This is a genomic window from Pseudomonas sp. P65(2024) (genome assembly GCF_057480955.1).
In genome coordinates this window covers 401133-424014 of record NZ_JBLIYX010000001.1, presented here as the reverse complement: position 1 = coordinate 424014, position 22882 = coordinate 401133, and the positions used below count along the sequence as shown (strand labels likewise).

Annotated in this window: 18 protein-coding genes; 11 read left to right on the top strand and 7 right to left on the bottom strand. The window is 64.4% G+C overall.

The window, feature by feature from the left end; genetic code table 11:
- Positions 1–52 precede the first annotated feature (52 nt).
- Entirely contained in the window at positions 53–871 is an 819-nt protein-coding gene (gene ppsR / locus AC25MA_RS02075; protein WP_028692934.1) for a posphoenolpyruvate synthetase regulatory kinase/phosphorylase PpsR, read from the bottom strand.
- Between the two features lie 178 nt (positions 872–1049).
- Between ppsR and ppsA the strand changes: the two genes are divergently transcribed.
- From ppsA to AC25MA_RS02035, 8 genes are all read left to right on the top strand, one after another.
- Positions 1050–3425 carry a phosphoenolpyruvate synthase gene (gene ppsA, locus AC25MA_RS02070; RefSeq protein WP_028692935.1) on the top strand — a complete coding sequence of 792 codons (2376 nt, stop codon included), beginning with the start codon at positions 1050–1052 and terminating at the stop codon, positions 3423–3425.
- A 136-nt stretch (positions 3426–3561) separates the two neighbouring features.
- Positions 3562–4554, top strand: coding sequence for an alpha/beta fold hydrolase (locus tag AC25MA_RS02065; RefSeq protein ID WP_028692936.1), 993 nt, complete (start codon positions 3562–3564; stop codon positions 4552–4554).
- 121 nt (positions 4555–4675) lie between these two features.
- Complete coding sequence (gene rraA / locus AC25MA_RS02060; RefSeq protein ID WP_023630330.1) at positions 4676–5167, top strand: ribonuclease E activity regulator RraA; 492 nt, start codon at positions 4676–4678, stop codon at positions 5165–5167.
- A 25-nt stretch (positions 5168–5192) separates the two neighbouring features.
- Entirely contained in the window at positions 5193–6188 is a 996-nt protein-coding gene (locus AC25MA_RS02055; protein WP_028692937.1) for a zinc transporter ZntB, read from the top strand.
- A 210-nt stretch (positions 6189–6398) separates the two neighbouring features.
- Complete coding sequence (locus tag AC25MA_RS02050) at positions 6399–6662, top strand: hypothetical protein (RefSeq protein WP_028692938.1); 264 nt, start codon at positions 6399–6401, stop codon at positions 6660–6662.
- A 2-nt stretch (positions 6663–6664) separates the two neighbouring features.
- Positions 6665–7489: a mechanosensitive ion channel family protein gene (locus tag AC25MA_RS02045; RefSeq protein ID WP_028692939.1), complete on the top strand. Its 825-nt coding sequence runs from the start codon at positions 6665–6667 to the stop codon at positions 7487–7489.
- A gap of 112 nt (positions 7490–7601) precedes the next feature.
- Positions 7602–8168, top strand: a complete 567-nt coding sequence (gene sigX, locus AC25MA_RS02040) for an RNA polymerase sigma factor SigX (RefSeq protein WP_036986838.1) — start codon at positions 7602–7604, stop codon at positions 8166–8168.
- A gap of 111 nt (positions 8169–8279) precedes the next feature.
- On the top strand, positions 8280–9320 hold the full coding sequence (locus tag AC25MA_RS02035) for an OmpA family protein (RefSeq protein ID WP_028692941.1): 1041 nt from the start codon (positions 8280–8282) through the stop codon (positions 9318–9320).
- Between the two features lie 72 nt (positions 9321–9392).
- Here the strand turns inward: AC25MA_RS02035 and AC25MA_RS02030 are convergent, their stop codons facing one another.
- The 4 genes from AC25MA_RS02030 to AC25MA_RS02015 form a co-directional block, all read right to left on the bottom strand.
- The gene (locus tag AC25MA_RS02030; protein WP_062359628.1) at positions 9393–11051 is read right to left on the bottom strand and encodes a bifunctional protein-serine/threonine kinase/phosphatase; all 1659 of its coding nucleotides are present in this window, start codon (positions 11049–11051) and stop codon (positions 9393–9395) included.
- Positions 11052–11060: 9 nt separating this feature from the next.
- On the bottom strand, positions 11061–12272 hold the full coding sequence (locus tag AC25MA_RS02025) for a nitrate/nitrite transporter (protein ID WP_069017317.1): 1212 nt from the start codon (positions 12270–12272) through the stop codon (positions 11061–11063).
- A 150-nt stretch (positions 12273–12422) separates the two neighbouring features.
- Positions 12423–12998 (bottom strand): ANTAR domain-containing response regulator, encoded by a 576-nt coding sequence (locus AC25MA_RS02020; RefSeq protein ID WP_062359624.1) that lies wholly within the window; start codon positions 12996–12998, stop codon positions 12423–12425.
- 10 nt (positions 12999–13008) lie between these two features.
- On the bottom strand, positions 13009–14283 hold the full coding sequence (locus AC25MA_RS02015; protein ID WP_197866929.1) for a CmpA/NrtA family ABC transporter substrate-binding protein: 1275 nt from the start codon (positions 14281–14283) through the stop codon (positions 13009–13011).
- A gap of 66 nt (positions 14284–14349) precedes the next feature.
- Here AC25MA_RS02015 and AC25MA_RS02010 point away from each other — a divergent pair, with 66 nt between their 5' ends.
- Positions 14350–15372 (top strand): quinone-dependent dihydroorotate dehydrogenase, encoded by a 1023-nt coding sequence (locus AC25MA_RS02010; protein WP_028692946.1) that lies wholly within the window; start codon positions 14350–14352, stop codon positions 15370–15372.
- 128 nt (positions 15373–15500) lie between these two features.
- Here the strand turns inward: AC25MA_RS02010 and rmf are convergent, their stop codons facing one another.
- Positions 15501–15716 (bottom strand): ribosome modulation factor, encoded by a 216-nt coding sequence (gene rmf / locus AC25MA_RS02005; RefSeq protein WP_003248687.1) that lies wholly within the window; start codon positions 15714–15716, stop codon positions 15501–15503.
- 550 nt (positions 15717–16266) lie between these two features.
- Between rmf and rlmKL the strand changes: the two genes are divergently transcribed.
- Both rlmKL and AC25MA_RS01995 read left to right on the top strand, forming a co-directional pair.
- Positions 16267–18465: a bifunctional 23S rRNA (guanine(2069)-N(7))-methyltransferase RlmK/23S rRNA (guanine(2445)-N(2))-methyltransferase RlmL gene (gene rlmKL / locus AC25MA_RS02000; protein ID WP_486971753.1), complete on the top strand. Its 2199-nt coding sequence runs from the start codon at positions 16267–16269 to the stop codon at positions 18463–18465.
- Between the two features lie 95 nt (positions 18466–18560).
- Entirely contained in the window at positions 18561–20957 is a 2397-nt protein-coding gene (locus AC25MA_RS01995) for a sensor domain-containing diguanylate cyclase (RefSeq protein ID WP_028692948.1), read from the top strand.
- A gap of 337 nt (positions 20958–21294) precedes the next feature.
- Here the strand turns inward: AC25MA_RS01995 and dacB are convergent, their stop codons facing one another.
- Positions 21295–22758: a D-alanyl-D-alanine carboxypeptidase/D-alanyl-D-alanine endopeptidase gene (gene dacB / locus AC25MA_RS01990; protein WP_062359614.1), complete on the bottom strand. Its 1464-nt coding sequence runs from the start codon at positions 22756–22758 to the stop codon at positions 21295–21297.
- Positions 22759–22882: the final 124 nt, after the last annotated feature.

The following is a 22882-nucleotide window of genomic DNA, read 5'->3' as shown; positions in this document are numbered from 1 at the left end:
GATGCCGGGGCTTTTTCATATCTGCTGGCACAATCTCTGTGGGAACGGTGTGTTATTTGAACCTGCGCTCCACGCCTTTCTCCACCAGAATCTTCGCCGAGATCTCCTCCACCGAGAAATGCGTGGAGTTGATGTTGGGAATGTTCTCCCGACGGAACAGGTTCTCCACCTCGCGCACCTCGAACTCGCACTGGGCAAAGCTCGAGTAGCGGCTGTTGGGCTTGCGCTCGTGGCGGATGGCGGTCAGGCGGTCGGGGTCGATGGTCAGGCCGAACAGCTTGCTGTGGTGCTTCTTCAGCACCGCCGGCAGTTGCAGGCGCTCCATGTCGTCCTCGGTCAGCGGGTAGTTGGCGGCGCGGATGCCGAACTGCATGGCCATGTACAGGCAGGTCGGGGTCTTGCCGCAGCGCGACACACCGACCAGGATCAGGTCGGCCTTGTCGTAATAGTGGGTGCGCGCGCCGTCGTCGTTGTCGAGGGCAAAGTTGACCGCCTCGATGCGCTCCATGTAGTTGGAATTGCCACCGATCGAGTGGGACTTGCCCACGGAATACGACGAATGGGCGGTCAATTCCTGCTCGAGCGGGGATAAAAACGTCGAGAAGATGTCGATCATGAAGCCATTGGACGTGGCCATGACCTCGCGGATGTCCTGGTTGACGATGGTGTCGAAAATGATCGGACGCACCCCGTCGCGCTCGGCCGCGGCGTTGATCTGCTGGACCATGGCCCGGGCCTTGTCCAGCGTGTCGATGTAGGGGCGCGTGAATTTATTGAACGGAATGCTCTCGAATTGTGCGAGCAAGCTCTGGCCCAGCGTTTCTGCAGTGATGCCGGTACCGTCGGAGATGAAGAACGCGGTTCGTTTCATTTGCACCTGGGGGCCTTAAGCTGCCGAAGATTTCTGGATATGATAGGTTCGGTTTGCCGAACGCGGTTGCTCGGCATTCTCACTTATTTTCCAGGTCCAGGCCACAAGCGTCCGGCCCAGTCAGTCAGGCAGGCGGGCGCCCTTGAGCTTTTCCAATACAGTTAGTGGAGAGATCACCTTGGTAGAGTACGTAGTTTCCCTCGATAAGCTCGGCGTCCATGATGTGGAGCATGTGGGGGGCAAGAACGCATCCCTGGGCGAGATGATCAGTAACCTCGCAGGTGCCGGTGTCTCGGTGCCGGGCGGCTTTGCCACTACGGCTCAGGCGTACCGCGATTTTCTCGAACAAAGTGGCCTCAACGACCGCATCCACGCGGCGCTCGATGCGCTGGACGTCGATGACGTCAACGCCCTGGCCAAGACCGGCGCGCAGATCCGCCAGTGGGTGATGGAAGCCGATTTCCCGGCGCGTCTGGATTCGGAAATCCGTACGGCCTTCGCCGAGATGGCCGGCGGCAATGAAAACATGGCGGTGGCCGTGCGTTCCTCGGCCACCGCCGAAGACCTGCCGGATGCCTCCTTTGCCGGCCAGCAGGAGACCTTCCTCAACATTCGTGGCGTCGACAACGTGATCCGCGCGGCCAAGGAAGTGTTCGCGTCGCTGTTCAACGACCGCGCCATTTCCTACCGCGTGCACCAGGGCTTCGACCACAAGCTGGTGGCCCTGTCCGCCGGCGTGCAGCGCATGGTCCGCTCCGAGACCGGCACCGCCGGTGTGATGTTCACCCTCGACACCGAGTCGGGCTTTCGCGACGTGGTGTTCATCACCGGCGCCTACGGCCTGGGCGAAACCGTGGTGCAGGGCGCGGTCAACCCTGACGAATTCTACGTGCACAAGCAAACCCTGCAGGCCGGCCGCCCAGCGATCCTGCGCCGCAACCTGGGCAGCAAGGCGATCAAGATGGTCTACGGCGACGAGGCCAAGGCCGGTCGTTCGGTCAAGACCGTCGAGGTCGAGCGTGCCGAGCGCGCGCGCTTCTGCCTGAGCGACGCCGAAGTCAACGAACTGGCCAAGCAGGCAATGATCATCGAGCAGCACTACCAGCGCCCGATGGACATCGAGTGGGCCAAGGACGGTGACGACGGCAAGCTGTACATCGTCCAGGCCCGCCCTGAGACCGTGAAGAGCCGTTCCAGCGCCAATGTCATGGAGCGCTACCTGCTGAAAGAGAAAGGCACCGTGCTGGTCGAGGGCCGCGCCATCGGCCAGCGCATCGGCGCCGGCAAGGTCCGCGTGATCAACGATGTCTCGGAAATGGACAAGGTCCAGCCGGGCGACGTACTGGTCTCGGACATGACCGACCCGGACTGGGAGCCGGTGATGAAGCGCGCCAGCGCCATCGTCACCAACCGCGGCGGGCGTACCTGCCACGCGGCGATCATCGCCCGTGAACTGGGCATCCCGGCTGTCGTCGGCTGCGGCAACGCCACCCAGGTCCTGAAAGACGGCCAGGGCGTCACTGTATCCTGCGCCGAAGGCGATACCGGCTTCATCTTCGAAGGTGAGCTGGGCTTCGACGTCAAGCAGAACTCGGTCGATGCCATGCCGGAGCTACCGTTCAAGATCATGATGAACGTCGGCAACCCGGACCGCGCCTTTGACTTCGCCCAGTTGCCCAACGCCGGTGTCGGCCTGGCGCGCCTGGAGTTCATCATCAACCGCATGATCGGCGTGCACCCCAAGGCGCTGCTCAACTACGCCGGCTTGCCGCCGGAGCTGAAGGAAAGCGTCGACAAGCGCATCGCCGGCTACGACGACCCGGTCGGCTTCTATGTCGAGAAGCTGGTCGAGGGCATCAGCACCCTGGCTGCGGCCTTCTACCCGAAAAAGGTCATCGTGCGCCTTTCGGACTTCAAGTCCAACGAGTACGCCAACCTGATCGGCGGCAAGCTCTACGAGCCGGAAGAAGAGAACCCGATGCTGGGCTTCCGCGGTGCCTCGCGCTACATCAGCGAGTCGTTCCGTGACTGCTTCGAGCTCGAGTGCCGTGCGCTGAAGCGGGTGCGCAACGAGATGGGCCTGACCAACGTCGAGATCATGGTGCCATTCGTGCGTACCCTGGGCGAAGCCAGCCAGGTTGTCGACCTGCTTGCCGAGAACGGCCTGGCCCGCGGTGACAACGGCCTGCGCGTGATCATGATGTGCGAGCTGCCGTCCAACGCGATCCTGGCCGAAGAGTTCCTCGAGTACTTCGACGGCTTCTCCATCGGCTCCAACGACCTGACCCAGCTGACCCTGGGCCTGGACCGCGACTCTGGCATCATTGCCCACCTGTTCGATGAACGTAACCCGGCCGTGAAGAAGCTGCTGGCCAATGCCATCGCCGCGTGCAACAAGGCCGGCAAGTACATCGGCATCTGCGGCCAGGGCCCGTCGGACCACCCGGACCTGGCCAAGTGGCTGATGGAGCAGGGCATCGAGAGCGTGTCGCTGAACCCGGACTCGGTGCTCGAGACCTGGTTCTTCCTGGCCGAGGGCCAGGGCGCGGCCTGATGCGCTGAAGGCAACACACTGTGGGAGCGGGCTTGCCCCGCGATAGCGCCAGATGGGACAGCAGTGTCTGCAGATCTGGCTCAATCGCGGGGCAAGCCCGCTCCCACGTTCAAGTCACCTGTTTTTTCGTGAACCCATGCAAAGCAGCTCCACCCAATTCCCCGTCGCGTTGCTCAGTGCCGAGCGCCGCGGCGACCTCAGCGAAGATGTCTATCGGATCAAGGCCGGCAACAGCCCCGACCCGAGCGTCGAGCTGGCCGTCACCCGCCTGGGCCTGGCCGACCAGGATCGCGCGCAGGGCGTGCCGGTCATCCTCCTGCACGGCAGTTTCTCCAACCGGCGCTTCTGGTACTCGCCCAAGGGCATCGGCCTGGGCGCCTACCTGGCCCGCGCCGGGTTCGATGTGTGGATCCCGGAGATGCGCGGCCATGGCCTGTCGCCGCGCAACCGCGACTGGCGGCAGAACCGCGTGGCCGACTATGCCCGCTACGACCTGCCGGTAATCGGCGCTTTCGTTCGTGAGCAGGCCGGGCAGGCGCCGCACTGGGTCGGCCACTCGCTGGGTGGCACCACCCTGGCGGCGGCCCTGGGCAGCGGTTGCCTGGATACCGCGCTGGTGGCCAGTGCGGCGCTGTTCGGCACCCAGGTCAGCCGGGTCTACTGGCCGCTGAAAGTGCCGCCGGTGGAGTGGGGCGCGCGGGTGTTGCTCAAGCGCTTCGCGCAGATCTCGGGCTCGCGCCTCAAGCGTGGCCCTGAGGACGAACCTATCGGTTTGGCCTTGGAGAGCCTGCGCTGGAATGGCCTGTTCGGCCGCTTCGGCGACAAGGACAAGGACTGGTGGGCGGGCCTGGCAGAGGTCGAGGTGCCGCTACTGGCGGTGGCCGGGGCCGGCGACTTCCAGGACCCGGTGTGGGCCTGTCGCAAGCTGTTCGAGCAGTTCGGCGGTGACGCCAGGCAGTTCCTGCGCCTGGGGCGCGAGGAGGGCTTCGAGGCCTTCGGACATGTCGACATGCTGGTCAGCAAGGCGGCGCAAACCCAGGTGTGGCCGCTGGTGGAGCGCTGGTTGAGGGATCCGCGAGTGCCGGTGCATGCCTCGACGGTTGTGATGGAGCCGGTGCCCGCCAATTGATTGCGTGTCGGCATCTTCGCAGGTAAAGGCGAACTGACTGCTCGGTCCCGGATGACTGCCGGCCTCCTGCGGTGTAGCCTTGCTCCACATCCGCTTTCGTTGTGACTGACAGGAGTTTCCCATGCAGCATTACGTAACGCCCGACCTGTGCGACGCCTACCCGGACCTGGTCCAGGTGCTCGAACCGATGTTCAGCAACTTCGGCGGCCACGACTCGTTCGGTGGCCAGATCGTCACCATCAAGTGCTTCGAGGATAACTCGCTGGTGAAGGAGCAGGTCGAACTCGACGGCAAGGGCAAGGTCCTGGTGGTCGACGGCGGCGGCTCGCTGCGCCGCGCGCTGCTGGGCGACATGCTCGCCGAGAAGGCCGCGAAGAATGGCTGGGAAGGCCTGCTGATCTACGGCTGCGTGCGTGACGTGGACGTGCTGGCGCAGACCGATGTCGGCATCCAGGCCCTGGCCAGTCACCCGATGAAGACCGACAAGCGCGGCATCGGCGACCTCAATGTCGCGGTGACCTTCGCCGGCGTGACCTTCCGCCCGGGCGAGTACGTGTATGCCGACAACAACGGCGTGCTGGTCTCGCCAAGCCCGCTGAAGATGCCCGAGTGACGCGCCGTACACCGATGGAGCTTTGATGTTCGAGGAAGACAACGCGCAGTGGGGCCTGGTGCATGCCCTGGTGCTCGATGGCAAGGGTGGCGCGCGCTCGATCGCCCGCACCGAGCTGGACGACCTGCAATTGCAGCCCCAGGAAAGCCTGTGGCTGCACTGGGATCGCAGTCACCCGCAGACCCGCACCTGGTTGCTCCACGACAGTGGCCTCAGCGAGTTCGCCTGCGAGCTGCTGCTGGAGGAGAACACCCGCCCGCGCCTGCTGCCGCTGGCCGACGAGCAGATGCTGCTGTTCCTGCGTGGGGTCAACCTCAACCCGGGCGCCGAGCCCGAGGACATGGTCTCGGTGCGTATCTTCGCCGAGGCGCGGCGGGTCATTTCCCTGCGTCTGCGGCCCCTGCGGGCGAGTGACGAGGTCTTGCAGCAACTGGACGAGGGCAGGGGGCCGAAGACTGCCTCCGAACTGCTGTTGCTGATGGGCGAGCTGTTGACCGAAAAGGTCCAGGCGCTGGTCAGTGACCTGTCAGAAGCGGTCGATCTGGAAGAAGAAAAGGCAGAATCCGACGAACGGTATTCTCCGGCCCAGGGCAGCCTGCAGCAGATCCGTCGCCGCGCCGCCGGCCTGCGGCGTTTCCTAGCCCCCCAGCGCGACATCTATGCCCAGCTGTCGCGCAATAAATACAGCTGGTTCGCCGATGCCGATGGGGACTACTGGAACGAGCTGAACAACAGCCTGATCCGCTACCTCGAAGAGCTCGAGCTGGCCCGCGAGCGCGCCGCGCTGGTGCTGGAAAGCGAGGACCGGCGGCGCAGCGAGCGGATGAACCGGACCATGTACCGGTTCGGCATCATCACCTGCATATTCCTGCCCATGAGCTTCGTTACCGGGCTGCTTGGCATCAATGTCGGCGGAATTCCGGGGGCGGAAAACCCCTACGGCTTCCTGTTCGCCTGCATCGTCGTGCTGGGGCTGGCGGCAGGGCAGTGGTGGATGTTTCGGCGGTTGCGGTGGGTTTGACATCGAAGGGGCCGCTGCGCAGCCCATCGCGACACAAGGCCGCTCCTACAGGGATCGCGTTTGCCTGTGGGAGCGGCCTTGTGTCGCGATGGGGCGCGCAGCGGTCCCTGAGTAGTGGCCAGCGGAGGCAATTTGAAACATTCGTCCCAGTGGCAGGTGTGACCCGTCGTCACCAGCCCTCGTCTTTGACTGACATTGCGCGAGGTGCCCATGCACGATCCGTTTGAAGAATCCCTGCGCGACCTGCTCAAGGCGTCGCCGTCCGGCCAGGACCGCGACGACGCCGCCTGCCTGGGTCGCGTGCTCAAGACCGCCAACCGCCAGGTCGGCGCGGGTGATCTGTTCAGCCTGCTTGGCCGCTGGAGCCAGGCGCTGCTGATCGCCGTGAACAATGGTTCGGCGCACGTCGCGCCGGTCCGTCGCAACTCTACCCGCAAACCTGCCGCCGGCAGCAACGCAGATAAGGCCGATTGAATATGGAACTCGATCTCTGGACCCAGAGCTTGGTCACCGCCATGACTGCCCTTTGGACCAAAGTGGCGAACTTCATCCCCAACCTGTTCGGCGCGCTGGTGGTGGTGCTGCTTGGTTTCGTCGTGGCCAAGCTGCTCGACACCCTGCTGTCCAAGGTGCTGGCCAAGTTCGGCCTGGATCGCCTGATGAGCGGCACCGGGCTGACCAAGATGCTCGCCCGGGTCGGCATCCAGGTGCCGATCTCGACCCTGATCGGCAAGATCGTCTACTGGTTCGTGCTGCTGATCTTCCTGGTCTCGGCCGCCGAATCCCTGGGGCTCGAGCGGGTCTCGGCGACCCTCGACATGCTCGCCCTGTACCTGCCCAAGGTGTTTGGCGCGGCCCTGGTGCTGCTGGCCGGCGTGCTTCTGGCGCAACTGGTCAACGGCCTGGTGCGCGGTGCCGCCGAGGGCATTGGCCTGGAATACGCCGCCGGCGTCGGGCGCATCGCCCAGGGCCTGGTGATCATCATCAGCATCTCGGTGGCCATCAGCCAGCTCGAGGTCAAGACCGACCTGCTGAACCACGTGATCGTCATTGGCTTGATTACCGTTGGTCTGGCAATTGCATTGGCGATGGGGCTGGGCAGCCGGGAAATCGCCGGGCAGATCCTGGCCGGCATCTATGTGCGCGAGCTGTACCAGGTCGGCCAGCAGGTGCGCATTGGCGAGGTCGAAGGCCACATCGAGGAGATCGGCACGGTCAAGACGACCCTGCTGACCGATGAGGGCGAACTGGTGTCGCTGTCTAATCGCGAGCTGCTCGAGCAGCGCGTGAATAGCCGCTAACCGCGCAAAAGCTGTTAATGTATGCCGCCGCAAAAATCGGCCCAGGGGCCGAGCGGCGACATTGACCTGACTGTCGGCCAGATCCGTTTTGAATAAAGTTCATTCGCCGCCCATGCGCTATGACCCCCGCGAGCTCACCGACGAGGAGTTGGTGGCGCGATCGCATGAGGAGCTGTTTCACGTCACCCGCGCCTACGAGGAGCTGATGCGCCGCTACCAGCGCACGCTGTTCAACGTCTGCGCGCGCTACCTGGGGAACGATCGGGATGCCGACGATGTCTGTCAGGAGGTGATGCTCAAGGTGCTCTACGGGTTGAAGAACTTCGAGGGCAAGTCCAAGTTCAAGACCTGGCTCTACAGCATCACCTACAACGAATGCATCACCCAGTACCGCAAGGAGCGTCGCAAGCGCCGGCTGATGGATGCCCTGAGTCTGGACCCTGTCGAAGAGGCGTCCGAGGACAAGGCACCGAAGCCGGAGGAAAAAGGCGGGCTGGACAGATGGCTGGTGCATGTGAACCCGATCGACCGGGAAATCCTGGTGCTGCGATTTGTCGCAGAGCTGGAATTCCAGGAGATCGCGGACATCATGCACATGGGCCTGAGCGCCACGAAGATGCGCTACAAGCGTGCGCTCGACAAGCTTAGAGAGAAATTTGCAGGCCTGGCTGAAACTTAGTTGTCAGCAAATACCTCTAACCAATCGGCAAGTTCTGCTAGACTTGCCGTCGAGTTGTCCCCCCGGATTTTGGTGGGACTGCTTAACTATCACCAGATGGGGATTTAACGGATGAAATTGAAAAACACCTTGGGCTTGGCCATTGGCTCGCTCGTGGCCGCTACTTCGTTCGGCGTTCTGGCTCAAGGCCAAGGCGCTGTCGAAATCGAAGGCAACGTCACCAAGCAGTACTACGACAGCGAACGTAACTTCAAGAACGACGGCACCAACCCAGGTGTCCGCCTCGGTTACTTCCTGACCGACGACGTCTCCCTGGACCTGGGCTACAACGAGACCCACAACGCGCGTGGCGAAGTCTTCAACAAAGACATCAAAGGCTCCAAGACCAAGCTGGACGCCACCTACCACTTCGGTACCGTCGGTGACGCCCTGCGTCCGTACGTTTCCGCTGGTTTCGCTCACGAGAGCCTGGGCCAGGCCACTCGTAACGGCCGTGACCACTCCACCTTCGCCAACGTTGGCGCTGGCGCCAAGTGGTACATCACCGACATGTTCTTCGCCCGTGCCGGCGTCGAAGCCATGTACAACATCGACAACGGCAACACCGAGTGGGGCCCGACCGTCGGTCTGGGTCTGAACTTCGGTGGTAGCGGTGGCCAGAAAGCCGCTCCTGCGCCGGCTCCGGTCGCCGAAGTCTGCTCCGACAGCGACAACGATGGCGTCTGCGACAACGTCGACAAGTGCCCTGACACCCCAGCCAACGTTACCGTTGACGCTGATGGCTGCCCGGCTGTTGCCGAAGTCGTTCGCGTTGAACTGGACGTCAAGTTCGACTTCGACAAGTCGGTCGTCAAGCCAAACAGCTACGGCGACATCAAGAACCTGGCTGACTTCATGAAGCAGTACCCACAGACCACCACCACCGTGGAAGGTCACACTGACTCCGTCGGCCCAGACGCTTACAACCAGAAGCTGTCCGAGCGTCGTGCCAACGCTGTCAAGCAAGTCCTGACCCAGCAGTACGGCATCGAATCGAGCCGTGTTGACTCGGTTGGCTACGGTGAGACCCGTCCGGTCGCCGACAACGCCACCGAAGCTGGTCGCGCCGTCAACCGTCGCGTAGAAGCTCAGGTAGAAGCCCAGGCCAAGTAATTGGTTTGACGCTTCACGAAAAACCCGGCCTTGGCCGGGTTTTTCTTTGCCTGCGATTTCTCGCGAATGCGCTCAGGGCTTGAGCAGCACCAGCAACAACACCATGTTCAACAGCAGTGACACCAACCCAATCGTTCGCCATACCTTCAACGGCTCGCGCTCCAGCAGCGGCCGTGGCCGCTCGGTCAGCTCCTGGCGATCTCCCCGCTCCAGCAACAGCAACCACTGCTCTGCGGTCTCGAACCGCTGCGCGGGGTCGGCGGCCACCGCCTGCAACAGGTTACGCTGCAACCATTCCGGTAGATCCGGCCGATAACGCGCCGGGTTCACTGGCGTACCGAAACGCGGCCGCTGGAACGCCTCGACCTCGCCGTAGGGGTAATGGCCGGTGAGCAGGTGGTAAAGCGTCACGCCCACTGCATACAGGTCCTGGCGCGGCGCGGGGGGCTGGCCGTCGAAGGCTTCCGGGGCGAGAAACGAGGGTGTGCCCGGCAAGGCATGGGGCGGGTCTTCGCAAAGCCCAGGGCAGTACGCCAGCCCAAAGTCCAGCAGGCGCAACTGGCCATCGCTGCCGTAGTGCAGGTTCTCCGGCTTGATGTCGCGGTGCAGCAGGTTGCGCCGATGCAGCACGCCGACGGCTTGCAGCAGCTGGCGGGCGACCTCCAGCCATTGCGCCAGCGGCAGCGGGGGCTGTCCGCTGAGGGGCGTGCCGGGGTAATCGCGCATCAGGTAGTACAGATGCTGGCGTTGACTGGCCGGGTGCACCTCAGGGAAGTGACGGCCGGCGACACGGCGTAGGAACCACTCTTCCAGCAGCAGCGCCTGGGCGGCCCCGGGCTCCTGGTCGCGTGACTGCGGCAGGGTCTTGAGCAGCCAGGGTTGGCCGTGCGGGTCGCGGACCCGGTACAGCAGCGATTGCCGACTCTGGGCCAGCAGGCCGTCGACTTGCCAGCCATCGATCGACTGGCCGTCACGCAACGCACCTGGCAGCGGCCAGTGCTGGAGTTGCGCCAGCGTGTCGCCCAGATTGCTGGCGCCCAGTTGATCTACTCGCACCAGCAAGGCGCTGGCGTTGTCCTGGCTGCCGCAATGGTGGGCACTGGCAACCAGGGTTTCGGCGGCCATCTGCAGGTCGGGTTGTTCGCGCAGGATCGCGCGGATGTGCGCATCGCCCAGGCTGGCCCACACGCCGTCGCTGAGCAGCACGAAGCACTCGCCTTCGCACAGGTCGCCTTCCAGGTAGTCCACCAGCAGTTGCTGGTCCAGCCCCAGCGCGCGCTTGAGCACGTGCTGCATGCCGGGCTGGTCCCAGACATGGTCTTGGCTCAGGCAGTGCAGCTGGTCGGCTTGCCAGCGATACACCCGGCAATCGCCGACATGGGCCAGGGTGAATCGCCGCCCGCGCAGCACCAGGGCGCTGAGGGTGGTCAGCAGTGGCTGGCCATTGCCTTGGGCACGCAACCAGCGGTTCTGCGCCGTGAGCAGGCGCTCCAGCGCCTGCGTCACGGCCCAGGTGGCGGGCGTGGCGTAGTAGTCCAAGGCCAGGGCCTGCAGGCTGGAGCGCGCCGCCAGGCCACCATCGGCGCACTGGCTGACGCCGTCGGCCAGTGCGCACAAGTAACCTTTGCTGGCGGCCAGCTCCGGCGCGGGGGTCACCAGGCGCAGGGCGTCCTGGTTTTCCGGGCGAGGTCCGGTGGCGCTGGCCTGGGCGAAGCTCAGTTGCAGGCTCATGGCGCGGCCTCAGACCCGCGCGGCGGTGATCGCCGCCGAGCCCCAGGTGGTGCGCCAGCGTTGCTTGACACCATGCAGGCCGACCCAGGCCAGCAGGCCGAGGCTGGCGAACAGCCACAGGCCGAGCTGGTAGTCGCCGGTATGCTGCTTGATGGTGCCCAGGCCTGCGGCAAGCAGGAAACCGCCGATGCCGCCAGCCATGCCGATCAGCCCGGTCATTACGCCGATCTCCTGACGGAAGCGCTGTGGTACCAGTTGGAACACCGCGCCGTTGGCGGCGCCCAGCCCGAGCATGGTACTGACGAACAGGGCCAGGGCCGCCGCAGCGCTGGGCAGGTTGAAGCCCACTGCGGCGATACACACGGTGGCCACGCCGTACATTGCCAGCAGGGTGCGAATTCCGCCGAAGCGGTCGGCCAGGGCACCGCCGAGGGGGCGCATCAGGCTGCCGGCGAACACGCAAGCGGCGGTGTAGTAGCCCGCGGTCACTGGGCTCAGGCCGTACTGGTCGCTGAAGTAGCCGGGCAGGGTGCTGGCCAGGCCGATGAAGCCGCCGAAGGTCACGCTGTAGAAGAACATGAACCACCAGCTGTCGCGATCACCCAATGCCTTGAGGTAGTCGGCCATTGCCTTGGGCCTTGGACGTTGCGGTGCATTGCGCGCCAGCAGGGCGAACAGGACGAGGGTCAGCAGCAAGGGCAGCAGGGCGAAGCCGAACACATTGTTCCAGCCGAAGCCCGCCGCCAGCGCCGGGGCCAGCAGCGCGGCGAACACCGTGCCGGAGTTGCCGGCGCCGGCGATGCCCATGGCCTTGCCCTGGTGCTGGGGCGGATACCATTGCGAGGCCAGCGGCAGGGATACGGCGAACGAGGCCCCGGCAAAGCCGAGGAACACGCCCAGCAGCAACGCCTGCTCGTAGCTGTGAACGCCCAGGTGCCAGGCGCAGGCCAAGGCGACGATCACGATGACCTGGCCGATCAGCCCGGCGGTCTTGGGCGACAGGCGATCGACCAGTAGCCCCATGGCAAAGCGCAGCACCGCGCCGGCCAAGATCGGCGTGGCCACCATCAGCCCCCGTTGCTGGGCGCTAAGCTGCAGGTCGGCGGCGATCTGCACCGCCAGGGGGCCGAGCAGGTACCAGACCATGAAGCTCAGGTCGAAATACAGGAAGGCGGCGAACAGCGTGGGCACATGCCCGGATTTCCAGAAGCTCGTATTCATCGAACACCTCGTTGGGCGCGGAAACGAAAAGACGCCGCTGCCCGGTCCACGGCCGTGGAAGGGCGAGCGACGTCTTTGTCGGGGGTATGGGGGCAACCGCCGTTGGCTACCGGGGCGATTTCAGCAAGAGCCGGGCCAAGTCTGCTGGCGTCAGCCCAGTATCTCCGACATCGCGATGATCTGTTCCGCCACCTGGATCAGCTTCTGCTGACGGCTCATGGCCTGGCGGCGCATCAGGGTGTAGGCGTGTTCCTCGTTGCAGTCCTTCATCTTCATCAGCAAGCCCTTGGCCTGCTCGATGCGCTTGCGCTCGGCCAACTGCTGGTCGCGGGCCAGCAGTTGGGCCTTGAGCGCTTGATCGCTTTCGAAGCGGGCCATGGCCACGTCGAGGATTGGTTGCAGGCGCGTGGCCTGGATGCCCTCGACGATGTAGGCGCTGACCCCGGCCTGTATCGCCTGGCGCATCACGCCGGGGTCATGCTCGTCGGTGAACAGCACGATAGGGCGCGGGCGGTCGCGGCTGACCAGCACCACCTGCTCCATCACGTCACGGCCCGGTGACTCGGTATCGATCAGCACCACGTCCGGGTGCACTGTTTCGACACAGGCGGGCAGGTCGATGCTCAGGCTGCCGGCCTCGATGACTTCGAAGCCGGCCTCGATCAGGGCAGCCTTGAGGCGGCCGACCTTTTTTTCCGTGTCGTCGATCAGCAGGATGCGCAACATGCCCGTGTCCTCAGCGGCGGACGCGGGCGTCGGGCGCCGCGTCCAGGGCGTGCAAGTGGAAGCTGCGCGCATAACCATGGGGGTCGCTGCCGTCCCAGCGGCTGCCGTCGATCAGCAGGCTGCTGCGCATGGGCGGGTCGGCGCAGGGTACGCCCAGCGCCGTGGCAGCCTCGCGGTACAGCGCCAACTGCTGCACCTGGCTGGCGACTGCCAGGTAGTCCGGGTCGTCATGCAGCAGGCCCCAGCGGCGGAACTGGGTCATGAACCACATGCCGTCGGACAGGTACGGCAGGTTGGTCCGACCCTGGTCGAACAGGCGCAGGCCGTGAGGGTCGTGCCAGCGATGGCCCAGGCCGTCCTGGTAGTCGCCGAGCAGGCGCGGCTCGATGCTGCCGACCGGGGTGTCCAGGTAGGCGCTACCACTGAGCAGTTGCGCGGTACCACGACGGTTCTCCTGACTCTGCTCGATGAAGCGCGCGGCGGCGAGTACCGACTTGATCAGTGCCCGGGCGCTGTTGGGGTACTGTTCGACGAAGCCGTGGGCACTGGCCAGGACTTTTTCCGGATGATCGGGCCAGATCGACTGGCTGGTGGCCAGGGTGAAGCCCTGCCCCCTGGCGAGGGCATCCGCTGACCAGGGTTCGCCGACACAGAAGCCGTCGATGCGCCCGGCCTGCAGGTGGGCGGCCATCTGCGCCGGCGGCACTACCACGCTGGTGACGTCGTGCAGCGGGTGGATGCCCTGGCTGGCGAGCCAATAGTACAGCCAAAGGGCATGGGTGCCGGTGGGAAAGGTCTGGGCGAAGGTCAATCGCGCACCCTGCTGGTGCACCAGCCGCGCCAGTGCCTCGGGGCTGGTCACGCCTTTGCGTTGCAGTGCAGGGGAGAGGTTGATGGCCTGGGCGTTCTGGTTCAGGCCCATGAGCACGGCCAAAGGGCTGGCAGGTGCGCCGCCGATGCCCAGGTGTACTGCGTACACCAGGCCATAGAGGCAGTGGGCGGCGTCCAGCTCGCCACTGACCAGCCTGTCGCGCAGCCCGGCCCAGGAGGCTTGGCGGCGCAGGTTGAGGGTCAGGCCGAACTGCTGGGCGAAGCCCTGGGTGGCAGCGACCACCACCGAGGCGCAGTCGGTCAGGGCCATGAAGCCGATGTCCAGGCTGGGCTTTTCCGGCGCGTCGCTGCCGTTGACCCAGGCCAGGGGCGTTGTCGGGAGGGCTGTGTTCACGAAAATCCTCGGGCGATCGCGGATGGCTGCATGCAACAGACTTAGCAACCCATGTGCCATGGCCCTGTCGCCCCGGCGGCGCGCTGGCTATAATCGCCCCCTCACACACCGCGAGTCCGCCCGCCCATGTATACCCTGGCCCGCCAGCTGCTGTTCAAGCTCTCCCCGGAAACCTCCCATGACCTCTCGCTGGACCTGATCGGCGCCGGTGGCCGCCTTGGGCTCAACGGCCTGCTGTGCAAGCAGCCGGCGGCGTTGCCGGTAACGGTGATGGGCTTGAACTTCGCCAACCCGGTTGGCCTGGCCGCCGGCCTGGACAAGAACGGCGCGGCCATCGACGGCTTTGCCCAGCTGGGCTTCGGCTTCGTCGAGATCGGCACCGTGACGCCGCGTCCGCAGCCGGGCAACCCCAAGCCACGGCTGTTCCGCCTGCCGGAGGCCACCGCCATCATCAATCGCATGGGCTTCAACAACCTGGGCGTCGATAACCTGCTGGCGCGGGTACGTGCCGCGAAGTACACCGGTGTGCTGGGCATCAACATCGGCAAGAACTTCGACACCCCGGTCGAGCGGGCCCAGGACGACTACCTGATCTGCCTGGAGAAGGTCTACAACGACGCCAGCTACATCACCGTCAACGTCAGCTCGCCGAATACCCCGGGCCTGCGTTCATTGCAGTTCGGCGACTCGCTCAAGCAACTGCTCGATGCCCTGGCCGAGCGCCGTGAGAAACTGGCACAGGCGAACGGCAAGCGCGTACCGCTGGCGATCAAGATCGCGCCGGACATGAGTGACGAGGAGACCGCCCTGGTGGCTGCGGCGCTGGTCGAATCGGGGATGGATGCGGTAATCGCCACCAATACCACCCTGGGGCGCGAGGGTGTCGAAGGCCTGCCGTATGGCGGCGAGGCCGGCGGCTTGTCGGGTGCGCCGGTGCTGGAGAAGAGTACCCACACGGTGAAGGTGCTCGCTGGTGAGCTGGGCGGCAAGCTGCCGATTATCGCTGCGGGCGGGATCACCGAGGGGCGCCATGCGGCTGAGAAGATTGCCGCAGGGGCGAGCCTGGTGCAGATCTATTCGGGCTTCATCTATAAAGGCCCGGCGCTGATCCGCGAAGCGGTGGATGCCATCGCCGCGATGCCAAGGTAGTTTCGAGGGACATTTCGCGCATTGATGCAGGACAAGGGCATAAAAAAGGGCCCCTTCAAAGGGGCCCCTGGGCCGCAGCCCGCCGCCCGGATAGGGCGCGCATGGTGACTCGAATTCAGCGTCCTCGTTCAGCCAACGGCGTGATTTTCGTTGAGTCTATGAATGCCAGCGGTGCCGGTCATGCCATCCCAGTTGTCGCCGCGACCTTCGCGCCAGCCGTTGATCCAGGCTTGGCGTACAGAGGGTAGATTGAAGGGGCAAAGTTCGCGGGATTTGCCGGTGACCCCATACTGGTAGCCACGTGAATATGCTCTTTCCAACGGATCACGCTTAAGTCTTCTCATAGGGTGTTGCCCTCACTTGTTGACTGTAATGTCCCGTCGGCCTCTCCGAGGCCGGGCAGAATCGTTCTGCCGGTGTGCGCCCGCTGCCGGCGTCGCGGGCTGGAAGTGCCGCCCCGTTGCGGTGCGGCCTGAGATCAGTTCTAACGAATGCGAGTCACAGTGTGAATGATCGATTTGTCATAAGGACGTAACCTTTCCGAGGGTGAGGGGATAAGTAAATAAATGCGACTCAACCTTGTTTGTCGTTGAGCCCGCTATGATCAGGGTTTAGTCAACCTTGACGTCAATTGGCCAGCGTTGCTGGATGATCACAGTAATATTTGGTAATGCGACGAAGGGTCACATCTGAGCCCCACGTCCACGCAATTTTCATACTGCCCGACGATCAAAGCTTCTTGCGCCACCCGGCAAAGGTGTGATCGACCGGGCGGCCAGGCTTGGCGAGCGTTTCGCCGGGCCACCCGGACGCCTGCTGGAAAGGCGTCCGGGCAAACAGCGGCAGCCGATGCGTCGGCTTGCCATTTACCTAGCCAAAGGCTCTGGATTGCACATGTCGGACCGTTTCGAACTTTACCTTACCTGCCCCAAGGGTCTTGAAGGCCTGCTCGCCGAGGAGACCCGCCAACTGGGGTTGAATGAGGTGCGTGAGCACACCTCGGCCATTCGCGGCGATGCCGACATGGAAACCGCCTACCGCCTATGCCTCTGGTCGCGCCTGGCCAACCGCGTGTTGCTGGTGCTCAAGCGCTTCTCGATGAAAAACGCCGACGACCTGTACGACGGCGTACACGCCGTCGACTGGGCCGACCATCTGGCGGCCGATGGCACCTTGGCGGTGGAATTCAGCGGCCATGGCTCGGGCATCGACAACACCCATTTCGGCGCCCTCAAGGTCAAGGATGCGATCGTCGACAAGCTGCGCAACCGCGAAGGCCTGCGCCCGTCGGTAGAGAAGGTCGACCCGGATGTGCGCGTACACCTGCGCCTGGACCGCGGCGAGGCGATTCTGTCCCTCGACCTGTCCGGCCACAGCCTGCATCAGCGTGGCTATCGTCTGCAGCAGGGCGCTGCGCCCCTGAAGGAAAACCTGGCGGCGGCGGTGCTGATCCGCGCCGGCTGGCCACGCATCGCGGCCGAGGGCGGCGCCTTGGCCGACCCGATGTGCGGCGTGGGCACCTTCCTGGTCGAGGCGGCAATGATCGCCGCCGATATCGCCCCCAACCTCAAGCGCGAGCGCTGGGGGTTCAGCGCCTGGCTCGGCCATGTGCCGGCGCTGTGGCGCAAGGTACACGATGAGGCCCAGGCCCGTGCCCAAGCCGGCCTGGCCAAGCCAGCGCTGTGGATCCGCGGCTATGAGGCCGACCCGCGACTGATCCAGCCCGGGCGCAACAACGTCGAGCGCGCGGGCCTCGGCGACTGGGTGAAAATCTACCAGGGCGAGGTGGCCAGCTTCGAACCGCGTCCGGACCAGAACCAGAAAGGTCTGGTGATCAGCAACCCGCCGTACGGCGAGCGCCTGGGCGACGAAGCCAGCCTGCTGTACCTCTATCAGAACCTCGGCGAGCGCCTGCGCCAGGCCTGCATGGGCTGGGAGGCGGCGGTGTTCACCGGTGCGCCGGAGCTGGGCAAGCGCATGGGTATCCGCAGCCACAAGCAGTATGCCTTCTGGAACGGCGCGTTGCCGTGCAAGCTGTTGCTGTTCAAGGTCCAGCCCGACCAGTTCGTCACCGGTGATCGTCGTTCGGTCCAGGCCGAGGCGACTGAGGGCGAGCCTCGTCGTCAGGCCCCGGTGGCCAGTGAGCCGGCGCGCCTGTCGGAAGGCGCGCAGATGTTCGCCAACCGCCTGCAGAAGAACTTCAAGCAACTGGGCAAATGGGCTCGCCGCGAGAAGGTCGATTGCTACCGTGTATACGACGCTGACATGCCCGAGTATGCCCTGGCGGTCGATCTGTATCACGACTGGGTGCACGTGCAAGAGTATGCGGCGCCGCGTTCGATCGATCCGGACAAGGCCCAGGCACGTCTGCTCGATGCGCTGAGCGCGATTCCCCAGGCCCTCGGTGTCGATCCGCAGCGCGTGGTGCTCAAGCGCCGGGAACGCCAGACCGGCACCCGCCAATATGAGCGCCAGGCCACCGAAGGACGCTTCCAGGAGGTCAATGAGGGCGGCGTCAAGCTGCTGGTCAACCTCACCGACTACCTGGACACCGGGCTGTTCCTCGATCACCGCCCGATGCGCATGCGCATCCAGCGCGAGGCGGCGGGCAAGCGCTTCCTCAACCTGTTCTGCTACACCGCCACGGCCACCGTGCATGCAGCCAAGGGCGGCGCGCGCAGCACCACCAGCGTGGACCTGTCGAAGACCTACCTGGACTGGGCACGGCGCAACCTGTCGCTCAACGGTTTCTCCGAGCGCAACCGCCTGGAGCAGGGTGATGTCATGGCCTGGCTGGAGAATGCCCAGGACAGCTACGACCTGATTTTCATCGACCCGCCGACCTTCTCCAATTCCAAGCGCATGGAAGGGGTGTTCGACGTGCAGCGCGACCATGTGCAGCTGCTCGACCTGGCCATGGCGCGCCTGGCCCCGGGCGGTGTGCTGTACTTCTCCAACAACTTCCGCAAGTTCCAGCTCGACGAGCACCTGGCGACGCGGTACGTGTTGGAAGAGATCAGCGCCCAGACCCTGGACCCGGACTTCGCCCGAAACAACCGTATCCACCGCGCTTGGCAGCTGCGTCTGCGCTGAACCGACGAGGTACGTGGCACGCCTGCTGGCCAGTGGCTATAAATCAGGACAGGGCGGGACAATACGCAGGACGCTGACCTTGGTTGGAGTCCTCTATGTCGAACCCGGGCGTACCTGTGAAGCGGCTTGGCCTGGTCGGCGACGAGTTGTCGGCCTGGGGCGTGGCCCTGGCGGCGCTGGTCGCCGGGGCGTTGCTCACGGCGGCTCTGGCAATCGCCACCCAGACCTTCTACCAGCAGCAACTGCGCCAGCGCTTCGAGCTGCTGGCCAGCGAGCGCTACAGCCGTATCGCCGAGCGTTTCGAGGAACAGGCGCAGCGCCTGGATGGCCTGCGCCGGTTCTTCACCTATTCCACTGACATCACCCCCCGCGAGTTCGATGGCTACGCACGTCCTTTGCTGCATCGCACCCAAGCCTACTCCTGGGCACCGCGGGTAGAGGCGGCGCAGCGCGAGGACTTCGAGCGGCGCGCGAGTGCCTCGCTCGGCCAGCCTTACCAGATACGCGACCTGGACGACCACGGTGCTTGGCAGGCAGCGCCTGCGCGCGATCATTACTATCCGGTCCTGTACACCCAGGCGGCGAGCCGTCAGGCCCAGCCCTATGGTTTCGACCTGGGTGGACAGGTCCTGCGCGCCGCGACCCTGGCCCGGGCCGCGAGCCCCGGCAGCATGGCCGTGTCGGCGCCGCTGGACATGATCAATGTCCAGCCGGACTATACTCGTGGCCTGTTGATTGTCGCCCCGGTGTTCACTGATGGGGCGCCCAGGGATGAGCCTCCCCGGGGTTATGTCATGGCCTTGCTGAGTCTGCATCAGCTGATCGCCGAGAGCCTGCCGACGGTGGCCGACGACAACCTGGTGGTGCGCATTGTCGACCTGTCCACGGAGGGTGGGCACGAGTTGCTTTTTGATTCGGGGATGGCGCCAGTGCGCATGGGCTTTACCAGCAGTCACCTGTTGCATCTTGCCGATCACCACTACCAACTCGATATTCACCCCAGCCAGGGTTTTCTCGCCGCCAACCGCTCATCGGCGGTGCCGGTGGTGGCGTTGCTCGGCGGTCTGCTCAGTGTGTTGCTGGCGCTACTGCTGTACAGCCTGTTCAGTCAGCGCCAGCGCGCCCTGGGCCTGGTGGCTCGGCGCACCGCCGAGCTGCGCATCAGCGAGCAGTCATTGCGCGAAACCCACAACCAGTTGCGTAGCGTGCTCGATGCCGCGACTCAGGTGGCGATCATCGCCACCAGCCTGCGCGGAGTGATCGGTACGTTCAATGCGGGCGCCGAGCGCATGCTGGGCTATTCGGCCGGCGAAGCGCTGGGCCAATTGCGGCTGGAAGATCTGGTCTTGCCTGAAGAGTTGCACCAGCGGGCCCATGCCTTGAGCGTGCGCTTTGGTCGCGAGGTTGGCGCGGGTCAGGCGATGTTCGCCGAGACCGTGCAGGAGGGCGGCGCGGAGCCAGCGGACTGGACGCTGGTGCGCAAGGATGGCAGCCACCTGCTGGCCAATATGCTGGTAACGGCGGTGCTGGACGAGCAGGGGTTGTGGGTGGGCTACCTGGCGATCTGCATCGATGTCACCGAGCGGCGCCGGGTGCACGAGGCCTTGGCGGCCCGCGACCGGCTGCTGGAAAAGCTCAGTGCCGAGGTGCCTGGTGGGATCTACCAGTATCGCCTGAACGCCGATGGACATTCCTGTTTCCCCTACGCCAGCCAGGGCCTGCACGACATCTACGAGGTGGACCTGGCGTTGCTGCGCCAGGACGCCGCGGCGGTGTTCGAGCGCATCCATCCGGACGACCTGGAGCGAGTGCGGCGCTCGGTGCGTTACTCCGCCGAGTACCTGACGCCGTGGCGTGAGGAGTACCGGGTGTGCCTGCCACGGGCGGGGTTGCGTTGGGTGCGGGGGGAGGCAACGCCGGAGATCGGTGAGCACGGCAGCACGCTCTGGCATGGGTACCTGACCGATATCTCGGACCTCAAGCGGGTGGAGGAGGAGCTGCGGGCGTTGTCGGTGACCGATGCCCTGACTGGGATCTACAACCGGCGCTACTTCCAGGAGCGGCTGCGTAATGAACTGGATCGAGCGCAACGGGATGGGTTGGACCTGGCGGTGATCATGCTGGATATCGATCACTTCAAGCGAATCAACGATCAGTACGGGCATGCGGTGGGGGATCATGTGCTGCGCAGCCTGTGCCAACGGATCGGGCAGCGGTTGCGGCGCACTGATGTGTTTTGTCGGTTGGGGGGGGAGGAGTTCATGGTGTTGTGTCCGGGGAGCAATGCCGAGCAGGCGCGGATGTTGGCGCAGGAATTGTGGCAGGGGGTGCGGAGTGTGCCGGTGGAGGGGGTGGGGCGGGTGACGGCGAGCTTTGGTGTGGCGGGGTGGCGGGTTGGGGAGGGGGCGGATGCGTTGTTGTTGCGGGCGGATGCTGGGGTTTATGTGGCCAAGCAGGGGGGGAGGGATCGGGTTGAGGGGGAGTTGTCTTGAGTTAAGCTTGGTCTGTTGTTTGATTGTTTGATTGTTTGATTGTTTGATTGTTTGTGTTGAAGGTTTTATGCGCATTCATTTTTGATGTCGACGCTTAGTCACCTTTGCGCCCTTACGGCCAGCCCTTTCAAGGTCTTGCGATTTTTGAGATATGACGTTTCCAGCTCAATATTGCCGGGGTCGCAAAGCGACCCCGGCAATTCCAAGTCGAACGCTAATTTTCAACACCTTGAAAGGGCTGGCCGTAAGGGCGAGAAGGTGACTATGCGTCACCATCGCCAATGAATGCGCTTACAACCCTCAAAACCACCACCCTGAAAGCCCAAGCCCACTCAAATCAAGGCATCACCCCAACAGTCCCATTCCCCGCCTTCGGCTGCCGGTAAAGATCCAGCAACACCTGGTCCAGCACCTGGGAAGCCCCCCAAGGCTTGGGATCATTGAGAATGGCCGCCACCGCCCAGGTGTGCCCGTTACTGTCCCGGCTGAACCCGGCAATCGCCCGCACGGTATTCAGGGTCCCGGTCTTGATGTGCCCTTCACCGGTCACGGCCGTGCGCTTGAGCCGCTTGCGCATGGTGCCGTCCATCCCTACCAGCGGCATCGAGCTGATGAACTCCGCCGCGTAAGGACTCTTCCAGGCCGCTTGCAACAGTGCCGCCATCTCGCGGGTGCTGACCCGCTCGGCACGGGACAGGCCCGAGCCGTTCTCCATCACCAGGTGCGGCGAAGTGATGCCTTTCTTGGCCATCCACTGTCGCACCACACGCTGGGCGGCACGGGCGTCGTCGCCGTCAGCGTCGGTGCGGAATTGCGCGCCAAGGCTCAGGAAAAGCTGCTGGGCCATGGTGTTGTTGCTGTACTTGTTGATATCGCGGATGACTTCGACCAAGTCCGGCGAGAAAGCGCGGGCCAACAGGCGAGCGCTCTTGGGCACGTTCTCGATGCGGTCACGGCCCTGGATGCTGCCGCCCAGCTCGTTCCAGATCGCCCGCACGGCGCCGGCCGCGTAGGTCGGGTGGTCCAGCAGTGACAAATAGGTCTGCGAGTTGCAGCCATCGGCGAGCTGGCCACTGATCGTCACGCTGACACCGTCCGGCTGGACTACCGGGTTGTAGCGCACATCGCCGGTGCACTGCTTGCCGGCCACGGCCTTGACCTGGTTGTCGATGCGGATGCTGGCGATCGGCGGCTCGACCGAGACATTGACCTTGCCACCGTCGTTGCGGGCGACGAAGCGCAGGGCTTTGAGGTTGACCAGCAAAGAGTCCGGCTTGACCAGGAACGGCTTGTTCTCGTCGCCGCCGTCGTCATCGAACTGCGGCAGGTTAGGCTGCACGAAGTGGCTACGGTCAAGGACCAGGTCGCCGGTCACGGTGCGCACACCGTTGGCGCGCAGATCGCGCATCAGCAGCCAGAGCTTCTCCATGTTCAGCTTGGGGTCGCCGCCACCCTTGAGGTACAGGTTGCCGTTGAGCACGCCATTGCTCAGGGTACCGTCTGTATAGAACTCGGTCTTCCATTGGAAGGTCGGCCCCAGCAGTTCCAGCGCGGCGTAGGTGGTGACCAGTTTCATGGTCGAGGCCGGGTTGACCGACACGTCGGCGTTGAACACGGTTGCCGTGCCCGGGCCATCCAGTGGCAGCATGACCAGGGACAGGGCAGAGTCCTGTAGCTTGTTGGTCTTGAGCGCCTGCTGCACCTTGGGTGGCAGGCTGGTGTTGACGGTGGCGGCCTGCACGGACAGCGAAAGGGGCAGGAACAGGCTGGCGAGCAGCAGTGGGCGGAGCGTCTTGATCATAAATGGACAAACCCTGCAGGCGAGGGGAAAAGACAACGGGGCTGTAGGAAGTGATGGCCCCAGGACAAAATGTAGTGCGCATTATGCCCCAAGCAGAACGTGCATGGGCTTCATTCGACGGAAA

Excerpts from the sequence above, each read along its gene's own strand:
- ppsR (WP_028692934.1), bottom strand. The coding sequence starts at position 871 with ATGAAACGAACCGCGTTCTTCATCTCCGACGGTACCGGCATCACTGCA.
- AC25MA_RS02065 (WP_028692936.1), top strand. The coding sequence starts at position 3,562 with ATGCAAAGCAGCTCCACCCAATTCCCCGTCGCGTTGCTCAGTGCCGAG.
- rraA (WP_023630330.1), top strand. The coding sequence starts at position 4,676 with ATGCAGCATTACGTAACGCCCGACCTGTGCGACGCCTACCCGGACCTG.
- AC25MA_RS02055 (WP_028692937.1), top strand. The coding sequence starts at position 5,193 with ATGTTCGAGGAAGACAACGCGCAGTGGGGCCTGGTGCATGCCCTGGTG.
- AC25MA_RS02050 (WP_028692938.1), top strand. The coding sequence starts at position 6,399 with ATGCACGATCCGTTTGAAGAATCCCTGCGCGACCTGCTCAAGGCGTCG.
- AC25MA_RS02045 (WP_028692939.1), top strand. The coding sequence starts at position 6,665 with ATGGAACTCGATCTCTGGACCCAGAGCTTGGTCACCGCCATGACTGCC.
- sigX (WP_036986838.1), top strand. The coding sequence starts at position 7,602 with ATGCGCTATGACCCCCGCGAGCTCACCGACGAGGAGTTGGTGGCGCGA.
- AC25MA_RS02035 (WP_028692941.1), top strand. The coding sequence starts at position 8,280 with ATGAAATTGAAAAACACCTTGGGCTTGGCCATTGGCTCGCTCGTGGCC.
- AC25MA_RS02030 (WP_062359628.1), bottom strand. The coding sequence starts at position 11,051 with ATGAGCCTGCAACTGAGCTTCGCCCAGGCCAGCGCCACCGGACCTCGC.
- AC25MA_RS02025 (WP_069017317.1), bottom strand. The coding sequence starts at position 12,272 with ATGAATACGAGCTTCTGGAAATCCGGGCATGTGCCCACGCTGTTCGCC.
- AC25MA_RS02020 (WP_062359624.1), bottom strand. The coding sequence starts at position 12,998 with ATGTTGCGCATCCTGCTGATCGACGACACGGAAAAAAAGGTCGGCCGC.
- AC25MA_RS02015 (WP_197866929.1), bottom strand. The coding sequence starts at position 14,283 with ATGGCACATGGGTTGCTAAGTCTGTTGCATGCAGCCATCCGCGATCGC.
- AC25MA_RS02010 (WP_028692946.1), top strand. The coding sequence starts at position 14,350 with ATGTATACCCTGGCCCGCCAGCTGCTGTTCAAGCTCTCCCCGGAAACC.
- rmf (WP_003248687.1), bottom strand. The coding sequence starts at position 15,716 with ATGAGAAGACTTAAGCGTGATCCGTTGGAAAGAGCATATTCACGTGGC.
- rlmKL (WP_486971753.1), top strand. The coding sequence starts at position 16,267 with ATGTCGGACCGTTTCGAACTTTACCTTACCTGCCCCAAGGGTCTTGAA.
- AC25MA_RS01995 (WP_028692948.1), top strand. The coding sequence starts at position 18,561 with ATGTCGAACCCGGGCGTACCTGTGAAGCGGCTTGGCCTGGTCGGCGAC.
- dacB (WP_062359614.1), bottom strand. The coding sequence starts at position 22,758 with ATGATCAAGACGCTCCGCCCACTGCTGCTCGCCAGCCTGTTCCTGCCC.